The sequence below is a fragment of the uncultured Jatrophihabitans sp. genome (assembly GCF_964244045.1).
GTDB lineage: Bacteria > Actinomycetota > Actinomycetes > Mycobacteriales > Jatrophihabitantaceae > Jatrophihabitans.
In genome coordinates, this window is record NZ_CAXTHK010000004.1 from 200,348 (window position 1) to 223,902 (window position 23,555).

Below are 23,555 nucleotides of genomic sequence, written 5' to 3' on the forward strand. Positions count from 1 at the left end.
GGTCAGTCCTCGAAGTAGATCCGCGCCACGGTCTCGGCGACGCACGCCGGCTTGCCGGCGCCGTCGATCGCCACGCTGATCTGCGTGACGACCTGCGCCGACGCGGCGTCCAGACGCTTGACCGACAGCACAGAGCTGGTGGCTCGCAGCCGACTGCCCACCGGCACGGGCGCGGGAAAGCGCACCTTGTTCAAGCCGTAGTTCACCGCCATCCGGACGTTCTGCAGCTCGCGGAGCTCGTTACCGAAGTAGGGCAGCAGGGACAGGGTCAGGAACCCGTGAGCGATCGTGGTGCCGAAGGGCCCGTCCTTCGCCCGTTCGACGTCGAGGTGGATCCACTGATGGTCATCGGTGGCGTCGGCGAAGCCGTTCACGCGCTCCTGCGTCACCTCCAGCCACTCGCCGGGGCCGGTCTCGACGCCGATCGCCGCTTCCAGGTCCTCGATGCTGCGGTACGTCGCGAGTGCCACGGTGCTCCTCTCGTCCGGGCCCATCGTTGGGTCGGATCTCGACCGTAGCGCTGACGAGCAACGGCCCGGGCGGAAGGCCCGGGCCGTTGTGCGTGGCGCTGAGTGCGTCCTGCTGCTCGTTAAGGCAGGACCAACTTCTGGCCGACGTGCAGCACGTTGGGGTTGTGCAGGCGCTTCTTATTGGCCCGGTAGAGCGTGTGCCAGCCGCCGTGCACGTGGTGCTTGCTGGCCAGCCCACTGAGCGTGTCGCCGCGGTGCACGGTGATGGTGGCGCCATGGGTGGTGCGCGACTTGGCCTTCGTCGTCGCAGCCTTGGCAGCCTTAGCAGCCTTAGCAGCCTTGTGCTTGGTCACCTTGCTCTTCGTGGCCTGGTGCTTGACCGCGCTGACCGGGCCGGCGGTCATGCCGTCACCGGCATCCGTGGGCAGGGCGTCGCTGGTGGCGTGACCGCTGGACTTGGACAGCCCGGCGCGGGCACCGCATGTCGGCCAGGCCCCGGCGCCCTGCTTGTTCAGGACGCGGCGGGCCACCTGGATCTGCTCGGCGCGGGTCGCCTTGTCGGCACGGCTCGCATACTTCCCGCCGTTATAGGCGTGCCAGGTGCCCGAGTCGAACTGCAGGCCGCCGTAGTAACCGTTGCCGGTGTTGATGTCCCAGTTCTGGGTGCTCTCGCAATGGGCGACGCGGTCCCAGACCGTGTCGTGGCCGGACTTCGCCTCGGCGGTGCCGGCGAATGTGGTGCTGGCCACCGCCGCGACCCCTACGGACGCCGCGAGCACCGTGGCCGAACGGCGAACTGCACCGCTGGACGGCTCCGGGATGACGGCGTGCCGGGGCACATAAGAACGTGATGCCATGTGTGTCGTTGCCTTTCCCGACGGCGCTGCCGTCACTTCGGATCGTTCCCCCGTCGCCGTGGGGCCCTGGGTCGTCTGACGACCGAGCCGGCCAGTGGCGAGCAGTCGCCGTACCCTGCGGGTTGTCGTGGCGACCTGTGTTCAGCTATCGGGGATCCCGGGTCGGCCCCGCCTCGGCGTCCCGCGCGGGACACCGGCACGTCGCACCATCCCTGCCCGGTGCGGCGAATGCCCCGACTGGGGCGGTTTCGCGGCCTCGGGAGACGGTGACATATCGACAACGATTAAACAAACACCGTTGTCGGTTGCTGTGGACGGGTGTAAGGGACCTTTGGCTCTGGGTTCGACAGCAACCTCACACCGGTGGGCGTTACTGGGATCGAACCAGTGACCGCTCGGGTGTAAACCGAGTGCTCTCCCGCTGAGCTAAACGCCCGTATACACGGCTCTGGCGATGCTGCCGCGCCCGCCGAGGGTACAGGCCGCAGCCGATCGCCTCACCGATCGCGCTCGCAGCGATCGGCACCCTCGGCAGCGTCGATCGAACCGTCCGTGTTGTGCTCCGTGGGGTCCGTCACACGGTGGACGGGGGTGTCCGGGACAACCTCGGGAAGATTGCCGTCGGCCATGGCCAGCGACCACAGGTAATCGTTGTAGGTGCCGTGGTAGCTGTCGCTGCTGCGGTGCGGGGCGTGCGCGCTGTCCGGGCCGGCCGGCTCGCGGAGGGCGGGAGCGCGGCGTAGCGCTGGGTTGGCGTCCGGTCGTGGGCCGAGTGAGCGGCCGTAGCGGTCGGCGAGACGCTCCGCCGCTTGCCACCGGACATCGGCTCCTGCGCGGGCCAGCTCGGCGCTCGCCCGCACCGCGGGCGCGAGATCGTGTGCGTCGTCGCCCGCGTCGAGAGCGGCCACCGGCCGACGGGCCGCGAGATCGAATTCGACGTCATCGTCATCCAGCCCCAGGAAGCGGCGCCGCGCCTCTCTCGCGTCGGCCCGGGCAAAGGCGAACGGCGCGAGTAGCGCCAGCAGGGCGAAGACATACCACTGCACCACGTAGGACAGCAGCTGCAGCTCGCCCGCTCCCCCGGTCGGGTTGTCGAGGCTGGGGCCAGGCAGCGCGTCGAGCCCGAGTGTGCCGGACTGGTAGGCCTCGAGCGCAGCGTAGGCCTGGTAGACCGGCAGGCCGAGCCGGGCGGCCTGCCGCGTCGCGTTGACGGCGGTGATTTCCTCGTCCGGCAGCTGCCCGGAACCGTCGTTGCTGCTCGACGTGGGGTACAGCCGGCCGCGGACCGTGACGGTGCCCAACGGCGGCGCCGGCGCGTCCTTCGGCCTTGCTCCGCTCGAGGTGGCGGCCAAGAAGCCGCGCGCGACGAGCAGGGTCCCGGTCGAGGTCCGCAGCGGGGTGAGCACGATGAAACCCTGTTCGTCGCCCCGGGACTCGTTGCCGAGGTACTGCTGCCCGCTCGCGTCCCACGATCCGCGGGCGGTGACCGTACGCCAGCGGATGGCCAGCGTGTCGGGTGCCGCGCCGGCTCCGGTGAGCGGCACCAGGTCGGTCGTCAGCGGCACCGCCGCGGAGTGGTAGTTGGCCTTGAGGGCACGGTTGTCGTGGCGCTTCTCGTGGAAGCGGTGCAACTCGAACGTCCCCGCTCCCACACACCCGACGGCGAGTAACACCATGATCGCGGCCAACGTCGCGTACCGCGGCTGACGCAGCGTCCAGACCCACCCGGATCTAGCGGCGCGCAGCACGAGATCAGCGTACGTCCGGGTAGCGTCGCGGCATGTCCAACGGGTGGGACGCCGACGAGTGGGACGCCCGCTACGCCGCGTCGACAAGCGTGTGGGGCGGCGCACCGAACCGTTGGGTCGAACAGGAGGTCCGCGACCTGCCACCGGCACGCGCCTTGGACCTCGCGTGCGGCGAGGGACGCAACGCGATCTGGCTTGCAACGCGGGGGTGGCACGTAGTCGCCGTGGACTTCTCGGCAGTCGCCCTCGACAAGGGCCGGGCCGCCGAGCCGCCCGATGCGGGTATCGAGTGGATCTCAGCCGACGCCACGACCTACGAGGTCGACCAACCTGTCGATCTCGCGCTGCTGTGCTACCTGCAGCTGCCCGCTCCGCTCCGCGCCGCGGCGGTGCAGCACGCGGCGCGGGCGCTGGACCCGGGTGGCGTGCTGCTCGTCATCGCGCACGACTCGCGCAACCTTGTCGACGGCACGGGCGGCCCGCAGGACCCGGCGGTGCTCTACACCGCTGCGGAGGTCATGAACGACCTGGCGGGTACGGATCTCGAGCTCGAGAAGGCCGAGGAGGTACTCCGGCCGGTCGAGAACGCGGAACGGCCGGCGATCGACGCGCTGCTGCGCGTCCGCCGGCCGTCCTAAGCTGTGCTGGCTACAGAGCTTTGATGGCCGCCTGCCAGGCCGATGCGTCGCGTCCCTCGCCTGGGCCGTTGAGCTCGCGGAAGCGGATGACGCCCTCCTTGTCGACGAGGAACGTGCCGCGGATGGCCATCCCACCGCCGTCGTGGAACGAGCCGTAGGCCTGCGCGACGGCGCCGTGCGGCCAGAAGTCCGACAGCAGCGGGAACTCGAAGCCCTCGCGCTCGCTGAAGACCTTGTGCGTGTACGCAGAGTCGACGCTGATGGTCAGCACCTGGACGTCGTCGTTCTGGAAGGTGTCGAGCTCGTCGCGGACGCGGGTGAGTTCGCCGGTGCAGATGCCGGTGAATGCGAACGGGTAGAAGACGATCAGCACGGCCTTGTCGCCGCGGAACGACGAGAGCGTCACCTCCTCGTTGTTCTGGTCCTTCAGCGTGAAGTCGGGGGCTTCGTCGCCGATGTCGGGAGCAGTCATTTTTTTCCTCCGGTCATTTCTTCGAACTCGGGGACTTGCGTCCGACCAGCCGGGCGGCGGACCAGCCGTCGCCCACGGTGGCGATGGACGTCTGCGAGAGGCCGGCGATGGACGCAGCCTCGGCGATGTCGGACGGCTCGACGTAGTTGTCGCGGCCGCGCTTGGGGGTGAGCAGCCAGATGTAGCCATCGTCGGCGAGTGGGGAGATCGAATCGACGAGTACGTCGGTCAGATCGTCGTCACCGTCGCGGTACCAGAGCAGCACGACGTCGACGACCTCGTCGGTGCCCTCGTCCTCCATGTCAGCGCCGATCAGCTCGGCGATGCTGTCTCGGACGTCCTCGTCGACGTCGTCGTCGTAGCCGGATTCCATAACGATCATGCCGGGCTTGAGTCCCAGGTGCTCGGCGATTCCCGGTCCGTTGCCGGACGGGGCGGTCGGGCTCACAACGACGTCCTCCTCGAGTACGTGGATGGCGGTGCTCGGTGCACTACCTACGAGTAACTCCCTAGCCGACCCTAGCGGCTCGGGAAGGTGTTGACTGGAAGGCGACCGCAATGCACTCGGCGTACCCCGCCGACCGTGCACTGCGCGCCCGAGACGTGAGGAGAACGCGCGTGACCCGCGACCGTTTCAGCATCATCACCGATGGCTTACCCAACCAGCTACCGGACATAGACCGCGAAGAAACGCGGGAATGGCTCGAGTCGCTCGACGCCGCAATCGACTCCGACGGCCCACAGCGCGCCCGCTACCTGATGCTGAAACTGCTGGAGCGTGCGCGTGAGCGGCAGGTCGGCGTGCCCGGCCTGCGCAGTACGGACTACATCAACTCGATCCCGCCCGAGCGCGAACCCTGGTTCCCCGGTGACGAGGACATCGAACGGCGCATTCGGGCCTACATCCGCTGGAACGCCGCTATTGCGGTGACGCGCGCGAACAAGACCGTCGGGGTGGGCGGGCACATCGCCACGTACGCCTCAGCCGCGTCGCTCTACGAGGTCGGTTTCAACCACTTCTTCCGTGGCAAGGACCTCGCCTCCGGCATGGGCGACCAGGTCTACTTCCAGGGCCACGCCGCACCTGGCATCTACGCCCGCGCCTACCTCGAGGGACGCCTCACCGAGCAGCACCTCGACGGCTTCCGCCAGGAGGTCTCGGCCGCGCCGTACGGCCTGTCCTCCTACCCGCACCCGCGGTTGATGTCGGAGTTCTGGGAGTTCCCTACCGTGTCGATGGGCCTGGGGCCGATCGGGGCGATCTACCAGGCACGGTTCAACCGCTACCTGCACGCCCGCAGCCTCGCGGACACGTCCAACTCGCACGTCTGGGCGTTCCTCGGCGACGGCGAGATGGACGAGGTCGAGTCGATCGGCGCGATCGGCGTCGCGGCCCGCGAGGAGCTCGACAACCTCACGTTCGTCATCAACTGCAACCTGCAACGTCTCGACGGCCCGGTGCGCGGCAACGGCAAGATCATCCAGGAATTGGAGACGTACTTCCGCGGCGCCGGTTGGAACGTCCTGAAGGTGGTGTGGGGCCGCGACTGGGACCCGCTGCTCGCGCGCGACGGCGACGGCGCGCTCGTCAACCAGATGAATCAGACGCCGGATGGGCAGTTCCAGACCTACACGGTCGAGAGCGGCGCGTACATCCGCGAGCATTTCTTCGGCACCGACCCGCGGCTGCGCAGGATGGTCGAGAGCATGTCCGACGACGAGCTGCGCAAGCTGTCGCGCGGCGGGCACGACTACCGCAAGGTCTACGCCGCCTTCGAGGCCGCGCGGGCGCACACCGGTCAGCCGACGGTGATCCTGGCGCACACGGTGAAGGGTTGGACGCTCGAATCGTTCGAGGGCCGCAACGCTACGCACCAGATGAAGAAGCTGACCGCCGCCGACCTGAAGGCCTTCCGCGACCGGCTGTACCTGCCGATTTCCGACAAGGAGCTCGAGGCCGACCTGCCGCCGTACTACCACCCGGGCGAAAAGTCCGACGAGATCCAGTACATGAAGGAGCGACGTGCCGCGCTGGGTGGCGCCCTGCCCAAGCGCGTCGTGCGGGCGAAGCCACTCACGCTGCCCGGTGAGAAGGTCTACTCCGAGTTCCGCGGCGGGTCGGGCAAGCAGCAGGTGGCGACGACGATGGCCACCGTCCGGCTCTTCAAAGACTTGATGAAGGACAAGGAGATCGGCTCGCGCTTCGTGCCGATCATCCCGGACGAGGCGCGCACGTTCGGTCTCGACGCGATCTTCCCGACGGCCAAGATCTACTCGCCGCACGGCCAGGAGTACGAGGCCGTCGACCGCGACATGCTGCTGTCCTACAAGGAGTCCACCACCGGGCAGATCCTGCACGAGGGCATCTCCGAGGCCGGCTCGATGGCCTCGCTGATCGCGGCGTCGACGTCCTACGCCACGCACGCCACGCCGATGATCCCGTTCTACATCTTCTATTCGATGTTCGGCTTCCAGCGCACCGGCGACCAGTTCTGGCAGCTGGCCGATCAGCTCGGTCGCGGGTTCGTGCTCGGTGCCACGGCGGGTCGCACGACGCTGACCGGCGAGGGGCTGCAGCACGCCGACGGGCACTCGCCGTTGCTGGCGTCGTCCAACCCGGCGTGCGTCGCCTACGACCCGGCCTTCGCCTTCGAGATCGCGCACATCATCCGGGCCGGCCTGGCCCGCATGTACGGCGTCGGCGCGTTCTCCTCCGCCGAGGTGAGCGAGCACGACATCTTCTACTACCTGACGATCTACAACGAGCCGATCATCCAGCCGGCCGAGCCGGAGGATCTCGACGTGTCCGCGCTGCTCAAGGGCATGTACCTGTTCTCCCGCGGACTCACCGACACCGGCCGGCCGAGGGCGCAGCTGCTCGCGTCGGGCGTCGCCGCGCCGTGGGCCCTCGAGGCGCAGCGGATGCTCGGCGAGGAGTGGGGCGTCGACGCCGACGTCTGGTCGGTGACGTCGTGGAACGAGCTGCGCCGCGACGCGGTCTCCTGCGAGCAGGAAGCGCTGATGAACCCGGGCGAGGAGGCCCCGGTGCCGTTCGTGACCTCGTCCTTGGCCGACTCCGCTGGACCGGTGGTCGCGGTGTCGGACTTCATGCGGGCGGTGCCGGACCAGATCTCGCGGTGGGTGCCGGGTGATTACACGTCGTTGGGCACGGACGGTTTCGGCTTCGCCGACACCCGCGGCGCGGCCCGCCGGTTCTTCCACGTCGACGCCCAATCGATCGTGATGGCCACCCTCGAGCAGCTCGCCCGCCGCGGCGAGGTCAAGCGCGAGGCCCCCCGCGAGGCGTTCGACAAGTATCAGCTGGGTTCGGTGACGGCGGCAGGCCCCGGCAACACCGAAGGCGCCGCCTAGGAATCTCGATTCCCCTTGCCGCTTCACGCCTGCTGTGGTCACGGATCGTGCGGCTGCAACGACCACAGCAGGCGCCAAGACGTCGCCCCGGCCACCCGCTTCACGCCTGCAGTGGCCACCGGCCCGGTTCGTCCAGCGGCCACAACAGGCGCCAAGGCGTTCGGGGTGGGAGCGGTCCGAGTCGTTGCAGGGCCCGCCACAACCGGTCACTCGTCATCGGCCAGCTGGTCGTCACGTCACCCCAGATGACGCGCTCCATCCACCAACCAGGCCGTCGGACTGCCTGCTCGCGCAATTTCTCCTGCCACAGCGCATCGTCGGAGGACGCGTCGGTCGGGGTGCGGTACTTGACCCGTCCGTCTGCTTCGATCAACAGGCGGTGGTCGGGCAGCGCGAGATCGATTCGTCGACCGCCTATGTAGTACTGCAGTTGCGGCTCGGGAAAGTCGTCGTCGTACATGGCGAGGCGGGTGATGGACTCGAGCGGGGATTCGGCCAGGGACGACGCAAGCGCCAACACCGCGCGAGCCTGTCGAACGCCCGGCCATCCTCGCGACCGGGCGAGCGACTCCTCGATCTGCTGGACGTCGATGAGCTCCTGCCACAGCGCTGCGTCGGCGGCCATGATCCCGTCCCGACGATTGTGTCGCGCAAGATCCACGATCGTTCGCTCGACGGTCGCAAGCGGCACTCCGAACCACGTTGCGACCTCAGCGTCGACGATCGACGCAGAAAAGACGTGGCTGCTGTTGCGACGGCCATTGCCCGAGGGGTTACGGGCGGTCAGCTCCGGTCGGGGCGGCACGGCGAGGGTCGGCAAACCATGCAGGATCGCGGCGCTACGGCCGCTCACCACGTGATCGGGACGGAGCCGCGCGGCCGCTGCCGCGGCGAGCGCATGGCGCCGCCGCGCGAGTACGAAGTCGTCTTGCGACTCTTCTGGGTCGCAGACCGAAACCATGCCAACTACGCCTCGGCCCGCGGCGGTGAGACGACCGGTCCGCACGGCGTAGCGCGCAGCGGATCTGGTCACGCCGGCCGCCGGTAGCTGTCCTGTGGCAAGGACAAATCCTTGGCCGCGGGCCACCGGGTCAACCTCGCGAGAGAGCCACCACCCGCGCCACTGGGCGGCCGGTCCAACGTCACGCGGCGAAGGCGGGACGGGCGGGTTCCACGGATCGATCGACATGAACGGAAATCATGCGATGCCGCCGCCCACACTGCTCGAGTTGTCCACAACCTCCGCCGCTTCACGCCTGCTGTGGTCACTACGAACGACGATCCTGTAGCCACTGCAGGCGTGAAGCGCAGTCCGGGCGTCTGCGCTTGGTGCCTGTTCTGGTCGCTGGAACGCACAAGCCAACGACCACTGCAGGCGCCAAGCGAGGGTGGGGGGAGGATGTAGGGCGTGACCATCATCAAGATCAACGCCATTACCGTCGAGTCCGGCAGCGGCGACGAGCTCGCCCACCGGTTCGCCGCACGCGCCGGAGCGGTCGACGACCAGGACGGCTTCGAAGGCTTCGAACTGCTCAAGCCCTCCGACGAGCGCACCACCTGGTTGGTGCTCACCCGCTGGCGCGACGAGGAGGCGTTCCAGACCTGGGTCAAGTCGTCGGCGTTCGCGCACGGCCACCGCTCGCAGCAGGAACGCGACGGCGGAGACGCGCCGAAGCCGGTCGGGGTGCACAGCGAGGTCTGGAACTACGAGATCGCCGTCACCAACTAGACCGTCAGCTACACCTTCAGCGCGCGACGCCAGGACGAGTAGGAACCCACCGGCCCGCTACCGGGGACGACCAGCCACGGCCACGGATGCACCTCGACCGGGCGGAGATGCCGCGCCCGGATGGCCCACCCCGGCACCGGCGTCCACGTCGCGGCGAGCTCCAAGCCGGCGAGCTCGTCGACGACCCGACCCAATCGGATTTCGAGCGGACGCACGGCCGCGAGCTCGCCGAGTGTCTCGGCCAAGAACACCAGCCGCTTGCCGGACAGTCGCAGCTGGGCCAGGAGCGGTTCGTCGAACACGAAGACAGCTGCCCGGTCGGGGTCGGCTGCAAGAGCCGGATCAGTGCCTCCTAGCGATTCGGCGGTCAGCCACACCGTGGTGCCGCCCGCGCCCTCGACCGCAGCCGGTCCCGACGGGGTGGCCCCACGCCCGAGGTCGGGACCGTCGACCGCCGGCCCGGCATCGGCGTCGGGCCACTGCTCGATCGGACACGCGTGGGACAGCGCGCACTCACGACACAGCTGCGGCGCCCGCTTGCGCACCTGCCACCGGCTGAACCCATAGGGTTTGCCGCTGCCGGTACCTACCGTCCACTGCCAGCCGAGCCGGTTCGCTGCGCGGGAACCGTCGAGCAGGTGCACGAAGAACTCGTCCTCGCCGGTCCGCCAATCGGCACCGGCCCGCACTGCCCACTGCGAGGCCAGCCACATGCGGGTCTGGTTCACCAGCCAACCCTCGTCGTGCAACTCGCCGACGACGTGCTCCATGCAGCGCATCTCCGGCGGCCACGGCTCGCCTTCCCATGCGCCGGACCGCGGTTGCTCACGACGCAGCGCCGAACCGTTCGCCGCACCGACCCGCGCGTACAGGTGCCGTGCGTACTCCTGCCACAGCAGCTCGTCGCGATAACGGCGCCGGTCGTCGGCGGGCGCATCGGCCACGGCGTCCCAGACCTCGCGCAGGGTGAGCAGGCCGTGCCGGATGTAGGGCGACATCCGCGATGCTCCGCGCCGCGACTCGGGCAGCACCTCGTTGCGGCGTCGGGCGTACCCCGAGACGTCGAGGGCGTTCAGCGCTGCGTCGGCGGCGGACTGCCCACCGACGAAACCCCCGGGACGAACGCCGTCAGGCCCCTCGAAGGTCAGGTAGCCGAGATGCTCGGCAACCCACCGCACCACATCGTCGCGGGTCGAACCGTCGGCGAGGGACGGCGGCGCAGGCAGGACGCCCATCAGTAGCGGGCGCCGACCACCTTGTCGGCCAACCCGTCCAGCTCGCTGAGGTCATCAGCAGTCAGTTCGACGTCCAGCGCAGCGACGTTCTGCTCGAGCCACTTCGTCCGTTTGGTACCCGGAATCGGCACGACCGGGACGCCGAGCGTGCCCGCGCGCTGCGACACCCACGCCAACGCGATCTGCGCCGGGGCCACGTCGTGCCGACGGGCGACCTCGGCCACTGCGTCGGCGATCTGCTGGTTCGCCGCAGCCGCCTCGCCCACGAAGCGTGGGTTGCGGGCGCGGAAGTCCTTCTCGCCGAACGTCGACGGGTCAAGGGTGCCGGTGAGGAAGCCGCGGCCCAGCGGCGAGAACGGGACGAGCCCGACGCCCAGCTCACGCAATGCCGCGAGCACCGTCGTCTCGGGGTCGCGGGTCCACAGCGAGTACTCGCTCTGCACAGCGGCAATCGGGTGGACGGCGTGGGCGCGGCGCAGCAGGCCGTCGTCGACCTCGGACAGCCCGAGGAAGCGCACCTTGCCCTGCTCGACCAGCGCCGCCATGGCGCCGACCGTCTCCTCGATCTCGGCGTCCTGCGGCGGGCGGTGCAGGTAGTACAGGTCGATGTGCTCGACGCCGAGGCGGGTCAGCGAGTCCTCGCAGGCCTGCTGCACGTAACCGGCGGTGCCGTGGATCGTCCGGTTGTCCCAACCCATGGTGTTGTCGATGCCGAACTTGGTGGCCAGCTCGACCTGGTCGCGCCGGTCGTGCAGCGCGCGCCCGACCAGCACCTCGTTGTGCCCCGTGCCGTAGACGTTGGCCGTATCGATCATCGTGACGCCGAGCTCGATGGCCCGATGAATCACCGAGATCGACTCGTCCCAGTCGCCCTGCCCGTAGCTCTGACTCATGCCCATGCAGCCGAGGCCCTGTGCCGAGGTGGTGAGTCCGCCGAGTTCGATGCGTTCCATGCCATCCACAGTAGGAGCCAACGACACGACAAGCTCGCCCAGCTCGACGTCGAGCACAACATTGGCCACCGAAGCCGGTGGGGCCGTCGACCGCACGCCAACCGGCCCATCGCCCAAGATGGTCACCTGGACGAATCGCAGCGGCTCGATGTCGGAGGCGTTGGTCTCGCGATGACGGATGCCGTCGCCGGTGCACTGGACGAGCAGCTCACCAGGGACAACGAGCCGAAGCGAGCCATTCGAGTCCTCATGCCGCAACGTACCTTCGAGTATCCAGGTGGCGATATGTACGCCTCGGTGTGCGTGCCAGGCGAAGCCGGCACCCGGCTCGACCAGGTGCTCGTCCAGCCCGACGACCGGTCCGTACGAGAGGTGATCCGGGTCGTAATGCGCGCCGGCCGAGTAGGTATGCCACGTCTCAATACCAGACTGCACGGTATGGAAGCGGCGCTCTGCCTTCATGAGGGGCGCGACTCGTGATCCGCCGTCCACGCCAGCAGGTCCTCGGCAGGCCAGCTGTTGACGATCGACGCGACCGGCACATCGCAACGCACCGCCCGCTCGCAGCCGTTGCTCTGCCAATCGAGTTGTCCTGGCGCATGAGCGTCGGTGTCGATGGTGAACAGGCAGCCGGCTTCAACGGCCAGCCGCAGCAGGCGCGTAGGCGGGTCGAGCCGCTCGGGGCGGGAATTGATCTCGACGGCCACCCCGAACGCCTCGCAGGCCGCGAACACGATGTCGGCGTCGAATTCGGACTCCGGGCGGGTGCCTCGACCGCCGGTGATCAGCCGGCCGGTGCAGTGGCCCAGGACGTCGGTGTTCGGGTTGGCGATCGCCGCCACCATGCGCGGCGTCATTTCCTCCGATGGCATCCGCAGCTTGCCGTGCAGGCTGGCCACGACGAGGTCGAGCCGGGCCAGCAGCGACGGCTTCTGGTCGAGAGTGCCGTCGTCGTTGATGTTCACCTCGATGCCGGTGAGGATGCGGAACGGCGGGCCGCCGTCGGTCGCGTAGACCTCGTTGAGCGAAGCGATCACGTCAAGCTGCTGCTCGAGCCGTTCGACCGACAGGCCGTTGGCGACGGTCAGCGACGGCGAGTGGTCGGTGAGAACCATGTACTCGTGCCCGAGACGGCGGGCAGCGTCGGCCATGTCAGGGATCGGCGAGCCGCCGTCGGACCAGTCCGAGTGCAGGTGGCAGTCCCCGCGCAACGCGCGGCGGATCGCCGTTGTCGCGTCGTCTGCCGGCTCGTCCTCTGCCGCCTGCAGTTTCGCCAGGTAGGCCGGCAGCTCGCCACGGACGGATTCGGCAACGACCGCCGCCGTCGTCTTGCCGATGCCCTTGACCTCGCCGATCGTACCGGCCTCGACCCGCGCGGCGACCTCGTCCGGCCCGAGACCCTCAAGTGTGCTCGCCGCGTTGCGAAAGGCTTTGACCCGATAGGTCGGTTGACGCGACCGTTCGAGCAGGTAGGCGATCTGCTTGAGGTCCTCGACGGGGTCGCGACTCGCGCCACCCTTCGTTCCGCAAGCGTCGCTCATTCCTCGACCGTAGTGCGGCGTGGCAGGGTGGGCGGGTGCCCCGCCAGCAGGTGACCAATGCGCGGGTGACGCGCGCCGGGCTCGAGGACGAGACCGTGCGCCGCATCGAGCAGGCGATCGGCCGGCTCTCGACGCAGAGCGTCGCCCGGATGGACGAGAAGCTTCCGTGGTTCCGTGAGCTGCCGCCCGACCAGCGCTCGTGGGTCATGCTCGTGGCGCAGGCCGGCCTGCAGTCGTTCGTCGAGTGGCTGCGCACGCCCGATGACGTGCTGCGCCTGACCGGCGAGGTGTTCGCCACGGCGCCACCGGACATGGCCAGCAACGTCACCCTCGCGCAGACCGTCGAGCTGGTGCGCGAGGCCATCGCTGTGGCCGAGGAGCACGTACCCGACCTGGCCGGCCGGACGGACGACGCCGCGGTGCGTGACGAACTGCTGCGTTTCAGCCGCGAGATCGCCTTCGCGGCGGCGCGCGTCTACGCCACGGCCGCGGAGAACCGTGGCTCGTGGGATCGCCGCCTCGAGGCGCTGGTGATCGACAACCTGGTGAGCGGATCGTTGGTCGGTGATCCGCTGCCCAGTCAGCTGGCCGCCCTGGGCTGGACGGGGTCCGGGCCCATCGTCAGCATCGTCGGGCCGGCACCGAGCGGCCCGGCCGACAGCGCGCTGGCCGCCGTGCACACCCGGGCAGCACGACGCGGGCTCGACGCGATGGCCGGCCTGCACGCCGATCGGCTCGTCGTCGTGATCGGCAGCGTCTCCGACGGCACGCCCGGGGCGCAGCGCATCGCCAGCAAGCTGCTGCCCGTCTTCGGCACGGGACCCGTGGTGATCAGCCCCGTCGCCCCCGATCTGTCCGCCGCCGGCCGGGTGACGCGTGCCGCGCTCAGCGCACTGCGCGCCGTCGCGGCGTGGCCGGGCGCACCGCGACCTGTCGAGGCCGACGCCCTGCTGCCCGAGCGCGCGCTGGCCGGCGAGGTCGATGCCCGCGAGCAGCTCGTCACCGACGTCTACCGGCCGCTGGTCGAGGCCGGCGGCGGGCTGGCCGACACGGTTGCGGCGTTCCTCGACGCCGGTGGCGCTCTCGAGGCAACCGCCCGAGTGCTGTTCGTGCACGCCAATACCGTCCGCTACCGCCTGCGGCGGGTGGCCGAGATCTGCGGGGAGTCGCCGACCGACGCACGGGGAGCACTGACGCTGCGGGTCGCGCTCGTCCTGGGCCGGTTGGCCGACGCCGGCATGTGACGTTATGTCGCAGGCACAGAAATGTTGAGTTAATCGACAACGAACACCGGCCACATGCTGGCAATATTGCGTACTCACTTGTAGATGTCCTACAACCCTGGTGCACCAACCCTGTGAGTGTCACGGTCGCGCGCGGAGGCCGATCCGCGGGAGGCTAGACGGGTGCTAGCCGTATTCGCTCCCGGACAGGGCGCGCAGTCCCCGGGCATGTTCAGTCCCTGGCTCGAACTCAACGGCGTTGCCGAACAGGTCGCCGCGTTCTCCGAGGCAACCGGGCTCGATCTCGCCCGGCTCGGCACCACGGCCGACGCCGACGAGATCAAGGACACCGCCGTCACCCAGCCGCTGCTCGTCGCACTCGGCGTCATCGCCGCCGGCCAGCTCGGCCTGGACGCAGCGGACGAAAGAGTCGTCGCTGGGCACAGTGTCGGCGAGTTGACCGCCGCCGCCGTGTCGGGCGCCCTCACCCCGAAAGATGCCGTCGCCTTCGCCGGTCGCCGCGGCGCCGAGATGGCCGCCGCCTGCGCGCTGGTGCCGACCGGCATGTCGGTGGTGCTCGGCGGCGGAGACCCCGATGCCGTCGCAGCCGCCATCGAGGCCGCGGGCCTTACCGCGGCCAACCGCAACGGCGCCGGGCAGATCGTCGCCGCCGGGTCGCTCGACGCGCTCGAGGCGTTCGCCGCCAACCCTCCCGAGGGACTGCGGGCGGTCCGTCCGCTGGCCGTGGCCGGCGCGTTCCACACGCACTACATGGCACCGGCCGAGCAGGCACTGCGCGCCTACGCCGATTCGGTTGCCATCGCCGACCCGCACCCGATCCTGCTGTCGAACGCCGACGGCTCGGCCGTCACGACCGGCTCCGAGCTGCTGGCCCGCCTCGTCCGGCAGGTCACCCTGCCGGTGCGCTGGGATCTGTGCCTGGCCACGTGCGCTGCCCTGGGCGTGACCGCTGCGCTCGAGCTCGCGCCCGGTGGCGTGCTCACCGGAATTGCGAAGCGTGAGCTGAAGGGCGTCGAACTGGTCGCTGTGAAGACCCCCGACGACCTCGACAAGGCCCGCGCCCTGGTGGCCAGCAGCCCGCAGCACGGTCAGGGCGAGCACACCCCCGAGTTCCGCGTCGTGGTGATGCCGGCGAAGGGCGTGTTCACCCGCGCCGACACCGTCGCCGAAGGCCAGCCCGTCGCCCGCGGTGCGCAGATCGGCACCGTGCGCACCAACCGCGACGAGCAGGCCATCGTGGCCGGTGCGTCCGGCGTACTCGACGAGTGGCTGCGCCATGACGGCGACATCGTTCCCGCCGGGTTGCCGGTCGCGCGGCTGTCAGCCGAAACCTCCCAGTCCGGCGGCCTGACATGACCCTCTCGCTCACCACCGGCCCGGCCGGCACCCGCATCCTCGGGCTCGGGCACTACCGACCGAGCAACATCGTCACCAACCACGACCTCATCGCCCGCGGCGTCGACACGGATGACGAGTGGATCAAGACCCGGGTCGGTATCGCCGAGCGACGCTGGGCCGACCCCGACGAGACCGTGGTCGACATGGCCGAGCAGGCCGGCAGCAAGGCGCTGGCCGCCAGCGGCGTCGCTGCCGCGGACGTCGACCTCGTCATCGTGGCCACCTGCACTATGCCGACCCCCGTGCCCGGCGCCGCGCCCAACGTCGCCACCCGTCTCGGGATCGATTCGCCCGGCGCGTACGACCTGAACTCCGGGTGCTCCGGCTTCGTCTACGCGTTGAATGCGGCATCGGCCGCGGTACTGACCGGACAGGCGCGCAACGTCCTGGTGGTCGCCTCCGAGCGCTTCTCGGGCTGGTTGGACCTGACCGACCGCTCCACCAGCATCATCCTCGCCGACGGCGCGGGAGCCGCGATCGTCGGACCCTCGGACTCCCCCGGCTTCGGTCCGGTGGCCTGGGGCAGCGACGGTTCGCAGGCCGACGCGATCGCCATCGATGAGCGAAGCCGGATGTTCCGCCAGGAGGGTCAGGCCGTCTACCGCTGGGCCACGGGCGCAATGGCCCCGGTGGCGATCGAAGCCTGCGAGAAGGCCGGCGTACCGCTTGAGGACATTGTCGCGTTCGTGCCGCACCAGGCCAACCTGCGCATCATCGACGCGCTCGCCCGCCGCATCGGGCTGCCGAACGCGATCGTCGCCCGCGATATCACCACCTCGGGCAACACCTCCGCGGCGACGATCCCGCTTGCGCTCTCGCGCATGGTCGAAGGCGGCGAGATCCCTTCCGGCGCACCGGTCCTGGTGCTGGGCTTCGGTGCAGGGCTGGCCTTCGCCGCCCAGGTCCTGCTCGCCCCCTGACGTCCGGTCGGGCCCCTGCCCGACGACACCCACCGCACGATCACACAGAGAGAGGTTCCACCAGTGCCCAGTGCCGACGAGATCCGCGCAGGACTCGCGTCCATCCTCAACGACGTCGCCGATGTCGACGCCGCAGACGTGAGCGACGAGAAGAGCTTCGTCGACGACCTGGACGTCGACTCGCTGTCGATGGTCGAGGTCGCGATGGCCGCCGAGGAGCAGTTCGGCGTCAAGATCCCCGATGACGAGCTGCCGAAGCTCAAGACAGTCGGCGACGCCGTCAAGTACATCGAGTCGAACGCCTGATTATGACCTCGCAGGAAGTCGTCGTCACCGGGCTCGGCGCGACCACGCCGCTCGGTGGCGACGTCGCCAGCTACTGGTCCGCACTGCTCGAGGGACGCTCGGGAGTGCGCGCGCTCGAGGGCGAGTGGTCTGCCGACCTCAGCGTGCGCATCGCGGCCCCGATGGCCGTCGACCCGGCCGAGGTGCTGCCGCGCAAGCAGGCGCGGCGCCTCGACCGCAGTGAGCAGGCCGCGCTGGTCGCTGCGCACGAGGCATGGGCCGACGCCGGCTTCGAGGGCACGGCGCGCGAGGTCGGTCTCGATCCGACCCGCGTCGCGGTCGTCATCGGCACCGGAATCGGCGGCGTCACCAGCCTGCTGAGCCAGTACGACATCATGCTGGACAAGGGGCCCGGCCGGGTCTCACCCCTGCTCATCCCGATGAACATGCCGAACGGTCCCGCGGCGTACGTCGGCCTCGAGATCGGCGCGCAGGCCGGCGTGCACACCTGCGTCAGCGCGTGCGCGTCGGGCTCCGAGGCGGTGGCCTACGGCCTGGACCTGCTGAACCTCGACCGCGCCGACGTGGTCCTGGTCGGCGGCACCGAGGCGTGTATCCACCCGCTGAACATCGCCGGCTTCGCGCAGATGCGGGCGATGTCCACCCGCAATGACGAGCCCGAACGCGCGTCCCGTCCCTGGGACAAGGGCCGTGACGGTTTCGTCCTGGGCGAGGGCGCGGGCGTGCTCGTGCTCGAGCGCGCGTCAGGCGCAGCGGCCCGCGGTCGCCGGCCGTACGCGGTGCTGGCCGGTGCGGGGATCACGTCCGATGCCTACGACATCGTCCAGCCCGACAAGGCGGGTCAGGCGCGAGCGCTCGAGCTGGCCGTGCGCCGCTCGGGTCTCGGCTTCGACGACATCGTGCACGTCAACGCGCACGCCACGTCGACGCCGGTCGGCGACATGGGCGAGGCCGGCGTCGTCGCCGACCTGCTAGGCGAGGACACCGTCGTCACGGCCACCAAGTCCATGACGGGGCATCTGCTCGGCGCGGCCGGTGCCATCGAGTCCGTGGCCACGGTGCTGTCGATCTTCCACGACATCGTGCCGCCGACGATCAACCTCGACGAGCCCGATGACGAGCTCAAGCTCGACGTCCCACGCGAGGCGCGTTCGATGCCCGTCACCGCCGCCGTCAACGACTCCTTCGGATTCGGTGGGCACAACGTGTCGCTCGTCTTCCGGAAGGCCTAGCAGTTGAGGAGACATCGATGACCGCGCTTGCCACTGTCCCCACCACCGAGGAGCGCGACCCGCGCGACCCGGTGCTGCGTCTGGAGCAGCTGTTCGACCCCGCCACCGTCGAGCTGCTCGCCGCTCGCGACGACAGCGGCGTGGTCGCCGCGCGCGGGCGCATCAATGGCAACCCGGCTATCTCGTTCTGCACCGACGCCACCGTCATGGGCGGCGCCATGGGCGAGGCCGGCTGCCGGCACATCGTCGATGCGATCGACACCGCCCTGCGCGAGCGGGTGCCGGTCATCGGACTGTGGCACTCTGGCGGCGCCCGGCTGGCCGAAGGCGTCCTGGCCCTGCACGCGGTGGGTCTCGTTTTCCAGGCGATGATCCGGGCGTCCGGCCGCGTGCCGCAGATCTCGGTCGTGCTCGGTCCGGCCGCCGGCGGCGCGGCGTACGGTCCCGCTCTCACCGACGTCGTGATCATGTCGACGGGCGGCCGGGTCTTCGTCACCGGACCCGACGTCGTGCGCTCGGTGACCGGTGAGAACGTCGACATGGAATCGCTGGGCGGCCCAGACACCCATGGGCGACGAAGCGGCGTCGTGCACGTCGTCACCGACGACGAACAAGCCGCGTACGCCGCGGCGCAATCGCTCACGTCCCTGCTTGCCCGGCAGGGCAGCTTCGACGTCGCCCAGCTCGGTCCCGACTACGACATCAAGTCACTGCTGCCGGCCAATCCCAAGCGGGCCTACGACGTACACCCGATCGTGACCGCGCTCCTCGACGAGGGCGGCTTCCTGGAGCTGCACGAGAAGTGGGCGCCGAACATTGTCACGGGCTTCGGTCGGCTGACCGGCCGCACGGTCGGCGTCATTGCGAACAACCCGCTGCGTCTCGGTGGCTGCCTCGACTCACCGTCGGCCGAGAAGGCCGCACGCTTCGTGCGGATGTGCGACGCGTTCGGCGTGCCCCTCGTAGTGCTCGTCGACGTCCCCGGCTACCTGCCCGGTGTCGGCCAGGAATGGGACGGGATCGTGCGGCGTGGCGCGAAGTTGCTGCACGCGTTCGGCGAATCGGTCGTACCCCGGGTCACGCTCGTGACCCGCAAGACCTACGGCGGGGCCTACATCGCCATGAACTCCCGCTCCCTGGGCGCAACGAAGGTGTTCGCGTGGCCCGAGGCCGAGGTCGCGGTCATGGGCGCGTCGGCCGCGGTCGGCATCCTGCACCGCAAGAAGCTGGCCGCCGCCCCGCCCGGCGAGCGCGAGGCGCTGCACGCGGCTCTGGCCGAGGAGCACGCGCGCATCGCCGGCGGCGTTGGACGCGCCCTGGACATCGGTGTGGTCGACGAGCTCATCGAGCCGAAGCACACCCGCGCCGCGCTGGCGCATGCTCTGGCCGAGGCCCCCAGCGGTCGCGGCGCGCACGGCAACATCCCGCTCTAACCGCCTCCGCGCCTGCGGTGGTCACTCAGAGGTGATGATCCGTAACCACACCAGGCGTGAAGCGGGTCAGACGGCGGAGTGCAGCAGGGTGACGGGGGCGCCGTCGCCGCCCTGGCGGTAGGGCTCGAGTTCGGCGTCCCAGGCGGTGCCGAGCAGGTCGGCCATGCCGTGCTGGTACTCCTCGACGGTGCGGGCGCGGGTGAGCAGCCCGCGCAGGCGTTCCTCCCCGACGAGGACGTCACCGCTCACCGACACCAGGCTGCGGTGAAACCCGCGGCCAGGGACGTAGGCGAGACGCTCGCCGTCGCTGGCCGACGTCGCGTCCTCGGTGACTTCGAAGACGAGCATGGGCCAGGCACGCAGCGCAGCGCACAGCGCGGCTGCGGTCCCGATCGGGCCCGTCCAGGCCGCTTCGGCTCGTAGATGCGACGGCGCGGCCGGCTGGCCGGTCCACTGCAGGCGGGCCGGGCGGTCGAGCACGCCGGCGAGCGCCCACTCCACGTGCGGCGCAAGCGCTGACGGGCAGCAGTGCATGAAGACCACACCGCGGGTCGACGGAACCCCACGGCTGTTCATTCCTCTACCCGAAACAGATCCCGTGCGGGGATCGGACATCGCACACCTCCCTGGCTCGACGGCGACGCCTTCCCCAGCGATCCGTCCTGTCAGGTGGTGTGAAGTCATTGTGGCCTATGAGACGCGTGTTGCGCCAGTGACCTGCCCGAATGTCAGTTCTCCGTAGCCAGCCGGATGCCGAATCCGATGAGCACTGCGCCAGTTATGCGCTCGAGCCGGCGACGGACCACCTGGCGCGACATCAGCGCCGTCACCTTCGTAGCAAGCAGGACGAGCGGCACCTGATAGGAGGCGTTCAACGCGATGAACAGCGCGCCGAAGAGCAATGACGTCGCGCCCACCGGGTAGTCGTGCGGGATGAATCCGGGCAGGAAGGTCACAAAGAACACGCCGACCTTCGGATTGAGCAGGTTCGACAGCAGCCCGCCGCGAAAGCCGGTGCCGAGCAAGCCACCACGTGGTGCCGCTGACGGGTCGTCGGTGCCGCGCGAGCGCCAGGACTGCACCCCGAGCCAGACGAGGTACACCGCGCCCGCGACGCGCAGGACGTCGAAGGCGATCTCGCTGGCCTTCAGCAACGCGGCCAGCCCGAGCGCGGCGGCCGTGACCCATACGAGCAGGCCGCACTGGATCCCGACCACCGCGGCCACGCCACGCCGCCGTCCGCCGGCCATGATGCTGCGCACGATGACGAGGGTGTCCGGCCCGGGCAGCAGCACGATGACGGCCGCGGCGAGCAGGTAGGCGACCAGCGAGACAAGCACGTGGCACAGGATCGCGTAAACCGATCCGGGCGTCCAACGACTTGAGTGGATGAGAGCCAGGAAGGAGGCGGCCGTGGACGAGCCGGACGGTTTCGGTGCGTTCGTGCGCGCCAGCGGTCCGTCGCTGCTCCGCGCCGGCTGGCTGCTCACCGGCAATTGGGCAAGCGCTGAGGATCTCGTGCAGACCGCTCTCGCCAGTGCCTGGCAACGCTGGGATCGGGCGTCGCGGTCACCCGAGGGATACGTGCGGGCGATCATGACCACGACGTACCTGAGCTGGCGCAGGCGGCGATGGATCGGCGAACATCCGACCGTTGATCTCCCGGACCGGCCTGGAGTCGACACGTACGAGCACATCGACGAGCGGCACGCCTTGCAGGACGTGTTGGCCAAGCTGTCGTCCCAGCAGCGGGCCGCCATCGTGCTGCGCTACTTCGCCGACCTGAGCGAGGCCGACACTGCCGCCGCCATGGGTTGTTCCCCCGGCGCTGTGAAGAGCCACACGTCGCGGGCGCTTGCACGGTTGCGCAGCCAGCCCGGAGTGGCCGAAATCCTGCGTGGAGAGGTGACGTCGTGACCACCGAGGAACAGCGGCTGTCGGAGTGGCTCCATGAGCAGACCCCGCAGCCACCCCGCGCCATTTCATTGAATCGGATCGCAGCACTTGCCGGGAGCCCTTCGCCGGAGATGCCGCAGCGCCGCCGAGCGCGGGCCGGACGGTGGGCCGCGGTTCTTGCCGCCGCCGCGGTCGTCGCATTCGTCGCCACGTTGCTGACGACCCTGCAGGGACGCGACCATGATCCGTCCCCTGCGACGCCGTCACCGACTCCGACCCGGATTAGCAGCAACCCGACTCCAGCGCCAACCGCGCCGCCCGCATTGAGTTTCCAACCGTGGAACGCCCGGCTGATCACCAGTGCTACCTACAATCTGCTTACCCCGATCGGTTCTTCGCTTTACGCGTTCGTCGACGGCGGACTTGTCCGACTGCGGCCGTCAACCGGTCAAATCCTGGCCCGACAGGCGGTGCCGGCCGATGCGTCGACACGACCCGTCTTCTCCGGAGGGCGGGTGTGGATCGCCGCACAGACCGACTCCCGTTCGGTAGTCCTCATCGCTTACGACCCATTCAGCCTGCGGCAGATTGCTCACTACAAATACCCGGTCATCGGACACGAAGTAAACGGACCGGCGGTCGCGCCGAGCGGTGCTGCCACCCTTTATCTCGGCGCAGGCAGTCGGGTCTACGTGGTGGATGCGCATTCAGGACGGCGTGAGCAAACCTTCCGAGTCGCGGACGGCATGAGTTCGCTGTCAGTCAGCCCAGACCGGACCCGGCTTGAAGTTGCGACCGGGCGGCAAGGGCAATTCGTCGAGCAGCTCGACGCCAGGACCGGGAAGGTGACGGAGCGCGGACCGGTCTTGAACTTCGGCTGTTCCGACCTGCAGTCGACCTCGGCAGGATATTTCGTGACGTGCGGCTCGGGCCACGTGGACGGAGTGGTCTTCTACCCATTCGACCGGTCGGCGCCTGTCGACGGAAGCCAAGGGGGTGGCGGCATTGGCTCGAGCGTTCTGGTGTCCGGGTCCGTTGCCTGGCTCGGCGGCGACCAGATTATCGCGTGCGCGGATCCGCGGACCGGACACATCAGGGCGAGTGAAGTGGTCAATCTCGGTTCACGAGCGGCGGGGATCACCGAGTTCAGCGTTGTTGACGGACGGCTCTACGGCTACTACCAGGGCTTCAATGAGACCACTGGTCAAGGCCTCGTAGAGCTCATGCCGCCGAAGGCCTGCGGGCTCAAGTGAGTGCGGCCACCGTCTCGGTCAGCGCAACCCCAAGCGGCACCTCGAGCTTGAGGTCGGCGAGCGGGTCGCCGCGGGTCGGACCCTGGTTGACAATGGTGACGTCGATGCCCAGCTTGGCGGCGCGACGCACGAACCGCAGCCCACTCATGACGGTCAGCGACGAGCCGAGGACGAGCAGGCAGCGGGCATTCTCGACGAGCGCGTAGCAGGCCTCGACGCGTGGCTTCGGGACGTTCTCACCGAAGAAGACGACATCGGGTTTGACGAGGTCGGAGTCGCAGTGCCGGCAGCGCGCCATCACGAAGCCGTCGAGCTGGTCGTCGGTGATCTCGGCGTCGCCGTCGGGGTTGACCCGCGTCGCCCGCGCGTGGAAGTCCGGGTTGAGCTCGCGTAGGCGGACGTCGAGCGACGGTCGCGATTCCCGTTTGCCGCACGTCAGGCAGACGACGAGGTCGAGGCCACCGTGTAGCTCGATGACGTTGTGGGCACCGGCCGCCTGATGCAGCCCGTCGACGTTCTGCGTAATGATCCCGTCGAGCAGCCCGAGCCCCTGCAGCTGAGCAACGGCGACGTGACCCGCGTTCGGCCGCGCCTGCGCCATCTGCGCCCAGCCGAGAAAGCTGCGCGCCCAGTAGCGGTGCCGTCCCGCCGACGACGACACGAAGTCCTGGTAGGTCATCGGGGTGTTGGTGCGCAGCGCGCCGGTCGGGCCGCGGTAGTCGGGGATCCCCGACTCGGTCGATAGGCCCGCGCCGCTGAGCACGACCACGCCACCGTGGCGCACCCTCGTAACCAGCTGATCCAGCTGTGTCGAGGAACCGGTGGTCGTCACCTCGTCATGGTGCCCGAGAGACGCCG

23 protein-coding genes, 1 tRNA gene and 1 pseudogene are annotated in these 23,555 nt (G+C 69.4%); 11 read left to right on the plus strand and 14 right to left on the minus strand.

Annotation, left to right across the window (positions count from 1 at the left end; translation table 11 throughout):
- Window positions 1–2: 2 nt before the first annotated feature.
- The 4 genes from ACFFC4_RS05410 to ACFFC4_RS05425 form a co-directional block, all read right to left on the minus strand.
- Complete coding sequence (locus tag ACFFC4_RS05410) at window positions 3–494, minus strand: MaoC family dehydratase (protein WP_375498539.1); 492 nt, start codon at window positions 492–494, stop codon at window positions 3–5.
- 95 nt (window positions 495–589) lie between these two features.
- Complete coding sequence (locus ACFFC4_RS05415; RefSeq protein WP_375498541.1) at window positions 590–1,327, minus strand: transglycosylase family protein; 738 nt, start codon at window positions 1,325–1,327, stop codon at window positions 590–592.
- A 364-nt stretch (window positions 1,328–1,691) separates the two neighbouring features.
- Window positions 1,692–1,763 (minus strand) — tRNA-Val (locus tag ACFFC4_RS05420).
- 61 nt (window positions 1,764–1,824) lie between these two features.
- A complete protein-coding gene (locus ACFFC4_RS05425) occupies window positions 1,825–3,075 on the minus strand; it encodes an SURF1 family protein (protein ID WP_375498543.1) in 1,251 nt (416 codons plus the stop codon).
- Window positions 3,076–3,107: 32 nt separating this feature from the next.
- Here ACFFC4_RS05425 and ACFFC4_RS05430 point away from each other — a divergent pair, with 32 nt between their 5' ends.
- Complete coding sequence (locus ACFFC4_RS05430; RefSeq protein ID WP_375498545.1) at window positions 3,108–3,713, plus strand: class I SAM-dependent methyltransferase; 606 nt, start codon at window positions 3,108–3,110, stop codon at window positions 3,711–3,713.
- Between the two features lie 10 nt (window positions 3,714–3,723).
- Here the strand turns inward: ACFFC4_RS05430 and ACFFC4_RS05435 are convergent, their stop codons facing one another.
- Together ACFFC4_RS05435 and ACFFC4_RS05440 are read right to left on the minus strand one after the other, a co-directional pair.
- Window positions 3,724–4,185 (minus strand): peroxiredoxin, encoded by a 462-nt coding sequence (locus tag ACFFC4_RS05435; protein WP_375498547.1) that lies wholly within the window; start codon window positions 4,183–4,185, stop codon window positions 3,724–3,726.
- Window positions 4,186–4,198: 13 nt separating this feature from the next.
- Entirely contained in the window at window positions 4,199–4,633 is a 435-nt protein-coding gene (locus ACFFC4_RS05440) for a DUF3052 domain-containing protein (protein WP_375498549.1), read from the minus strand.
- 170 nt (window positions 4,634–4,803) lie between these two features.
- Between ACFFC4_RS05440 and aceE the strand changes: the two genes are divergently transcribed.
- On the plus strand, window positions 4,804–7,557 hold the full coding sequence (aceE, locus tag ACFFC4_RS05445) for a pyruvate dehydrogenase (acetyl-transferring), homodimeric type (protein ID WP_375498551.1): 2,754 nt from the start codon (window positions 4,804–4,806) through the stop codon (window positions 7,555–7,557).
- A 100-nt stretch (window positions 7,558–7,657) separates the two neighbouring features.
- On the opposite strand, the gene ACFFC4_RS05450 is transcribed toward aceE, so the two are convergent.
- A complete protein-coding gene (locus tag ACFFC4_RS05450; protein WP_375498553.1) occupies window positions 7,658–8,518 on the minus strand; it encodes a hypothetical protein in 861 nt (286 codons plus the stop codon).
- 447 nt (window positions 8,519–8,965) lie between these two features.
- On the opposite strand from ACFFC4_RS05450, the gene ACFFC4_RS05455 reads away from it, so the two are divergent.
- Window positions 8,966–9,286, plus strand: coding sequence for an antibiotic biosynthesis monooxygenase family protein (locus ACFFC4_RS05455; RefSeq protein ID WP_375498555.1), 321 nt, complete (start codon window positions 8,966–8,968; stop codon window positions 9,284–9,286).
- Window positions 9,287–9,294: 8 nt separating this feature from the next.
- Here ACFFC4_RS05455 and ACFFC4_RS05460 read toward each other — a convergent pair whose 3' ends face one another.
- The 4 genes and pseudogenes from ACFFC4_RS05460 to ACFFC4_RS05475 form a co-directional block, all read right to left on the minus strand.
- On the minus strand, window positions 9,295–10,521 hold the full coding sequence (locus tag ACFFC4_RS05460; RefSeq protein ID WP_375498557.1) for an FAD-binding domain-containing protein: 1,227 nt from the start codon (window positions 10,519–10,521) through the stop codon (window positions 9,295–9,297).
- Window positions 10,521–11,474: an aldo/keto reductase gene (locus ACFFC4_RS05465; RefSeq protein WP_375498629.1), complete on the minus strand. Its 954-nt coding sequence runs from the start codon at window positions 11,472–11,474 to the stop codon at window positions 10,521–10,523. The genes ACFFC4_RS05460 and ACFFC4_RS05465 overlap by 1 nt, the downstream gene beginning before the upstream one ends.
- Before the next feature lie 135 nt (window positions 11,475–11,609).
- Window positions 11,610–11,936: pseudogene (locus ACFFC4_RS05470) on the minus strand (pirin family protein); the annotation flags it as partial.
- The gene (locus tag ACFFC4_RS05475; protein WP_375498559.1) at window positions 11,933–13,015 is read right to left on the minus strand and encodes a PHP domain-containing protein; all 1,083 of its coding nucleotides are present in this window, start codon (window positions 13,013–13,015) and stop codon (window positions 11,933–11,935) included. The pseudogene ACFFC4_RS05470 and the gene ACFFC4_RS05475, both read right to left, overlap by 4 nt.
- A gap of 35 nt (window positions 13,016–13,050) precedes the next feature.
- Between ACFFC4_RS05475 and ACFFC4_RS05480 the strand changes: the two genes are divergently transcribed.
- From ACFFC4_RS05480 to ACFFC4_RS05505, 6 genes are all read left to right on the plus strand, one after another.
- Window positions 13,051–14,259: a PucR family transcriptional regulator gene (locus ACFFC4_RS05480; protein WP_375498561.1), complete on the plus strand. Its 1,209-nt coding sequence runs from the start codon at window positions 13,051–13,053 to the stop codon at window positions 14,257–14,259.
- Window positions 14,260–14,421: 162 nt separating this feature from the next.
- Window positions 14,422–15,615 (plus strand): acyltransferase domain-containing protein, encoded by a 1,194-nt coding sequence (locus ACFFC4_RS05485; RefSeq protein WP_375498563.1) that lies wholly within the window; start codon window positions 14,422–14,424, stop codon window positions 15,613–15,615.
- Window positions 15,612–16,577 carry a beta-ketoacyl-ACP synthase III gene (locus ACFFC4_RS05490; RefSeq protein ID WP_375498565.1) on the plus strand — a complete coding sequence of 322 codons (966 nt, stop codon included), beginning with the start codon at window positions 15,612–15,614 and terminating at the stop codon, window positions 16,575–16,577. The genes ACFFC4_RS05485 and ACFFC4_RS05490 overlap by 4 nt, the downstream gene beginning before the upstream one ends.
- Before the next feature lie 63 nt (window positions 16,578–16,640).
- Window positions 16,641–16,883: an acyl carrier protein gene (locus tag ACFFC4_RS05495; protein ID WP_375498567.1), complete on the plus strand. Its 243-nt coding sequence runs from the start codon at window positions 16,641–16,643 to the stop codon at window positions 16,881–16,883.
- A gap of 2 nt (window positions 16,884–16,885) precedes the next feature.
- On the plus strand, window positions 16,886–18,115 hold the full coding sequence (locus ACFFC4_RS05500) for a beta-ketoacyl-[acyl-carrier-protein] synthase family protein (RefSeq protein WP_375498569.1): 1,230 nt from the start codon (window positions 16,886–16,888) through the stop codon (window positions 18,113–18,115).
- Between the two features lie 17 nt (window positions 18,116–18,132).
- Window positions 18,133–19,548, plus strand: a complete 1,416-nt coding sequence (locus tag ACFFC4_RS05505) for an acyl-CoA carboxylase subunit beta (protein ID WP_375498571.1) — start codon at window positions 18,133–18,135, stop codon at window positions 19,546–19,548.
- A gap of 66 nt (window positions 19,549–19,614) precedes the next feature.
- Here ACFFC4_RS05505 and ACFFC4_RS05510 read toward each other — a convergent pair whose 3' ends face one another.
- Window positions 19,615–20,124 carry a DUF3145 family protein gene (locus ACFFC4_RS05510; protein ID WP_375498631.1) on the minus strand — a complete coding sequence of 170 codons (510 nt, stop codon included), beginning with the start codon at window positions 20,122–20,124 and terminating at the stop codon, window positions 19,615–19,617.
- A gap of 152 nt (window positions 20,125–20,276) precedes the next feature.
- Complete coding sequence (locus ACFFC4_RS05515; protein ID WP_375498573.1) at window positions 20,277–20,888, minus strand: LysE family translocator; 612 nt, start codon at window positions 20,886–20,888, stop codon at window positions 20,277–20,279.
- 73 nt (window positions 20,889–20,961) lie between these two features.
- Between ACFFC4_RS05515 and ACFFC4_RS05520 the strand changes: the two genes are divergently transcribed.
- Together ACFFC4_RS05520 and ACFFC4_RS05525 are read left to right on the plus strand one after the other, a co-directional pair.
- Window positions 20,962–21,465 (plus strand): SigE family RNA polymerase sigma factor, encoded by a 504-nt coding sequence (locus ACFFC4_RS05520; RefSeq protein ID WP_375498575.1) that lies wholly within the window; start codon window positions 20,962–20,964, stop codon window positions 21,463–21,465.
- A complete protein-coding gene (locus ACFFC4_RS05525) occupies window positions 21,462–22,697 on the plus strand; it encodes a YncE family protein (RefSeq protein WP_375498577.1) in 1,236 nt (411 codons plus the stop codon). Before ACFFC4_RS05520 ends, ACFFC4_RS05525 begins: the two co-directional genes overlap by 4 nt.
- Here ACFFC4_RS05525 and ACFFC4_RS05530 read toward each other — a convergent pair.
- Window positions 22,690–23,529: an NAD-dependent protein deacetylase gene (locus ACFFC4_RS05530; RefSeq protein ID WP_375498579.1), complete on the minus strand. Its 840-nt coding sequence runs from the start codon at window positions 23,527–23,529 to the stop codon at window positions 22,690–22,692. The two genes, ACFFC4_RS05525 and ACFFC4_RS05530, sit on opposite strands and share 8 nt — an antisense overlap.
- Between the last annotated feature and the right edge of the window lie 26 nt (window positions 23,530–23,555).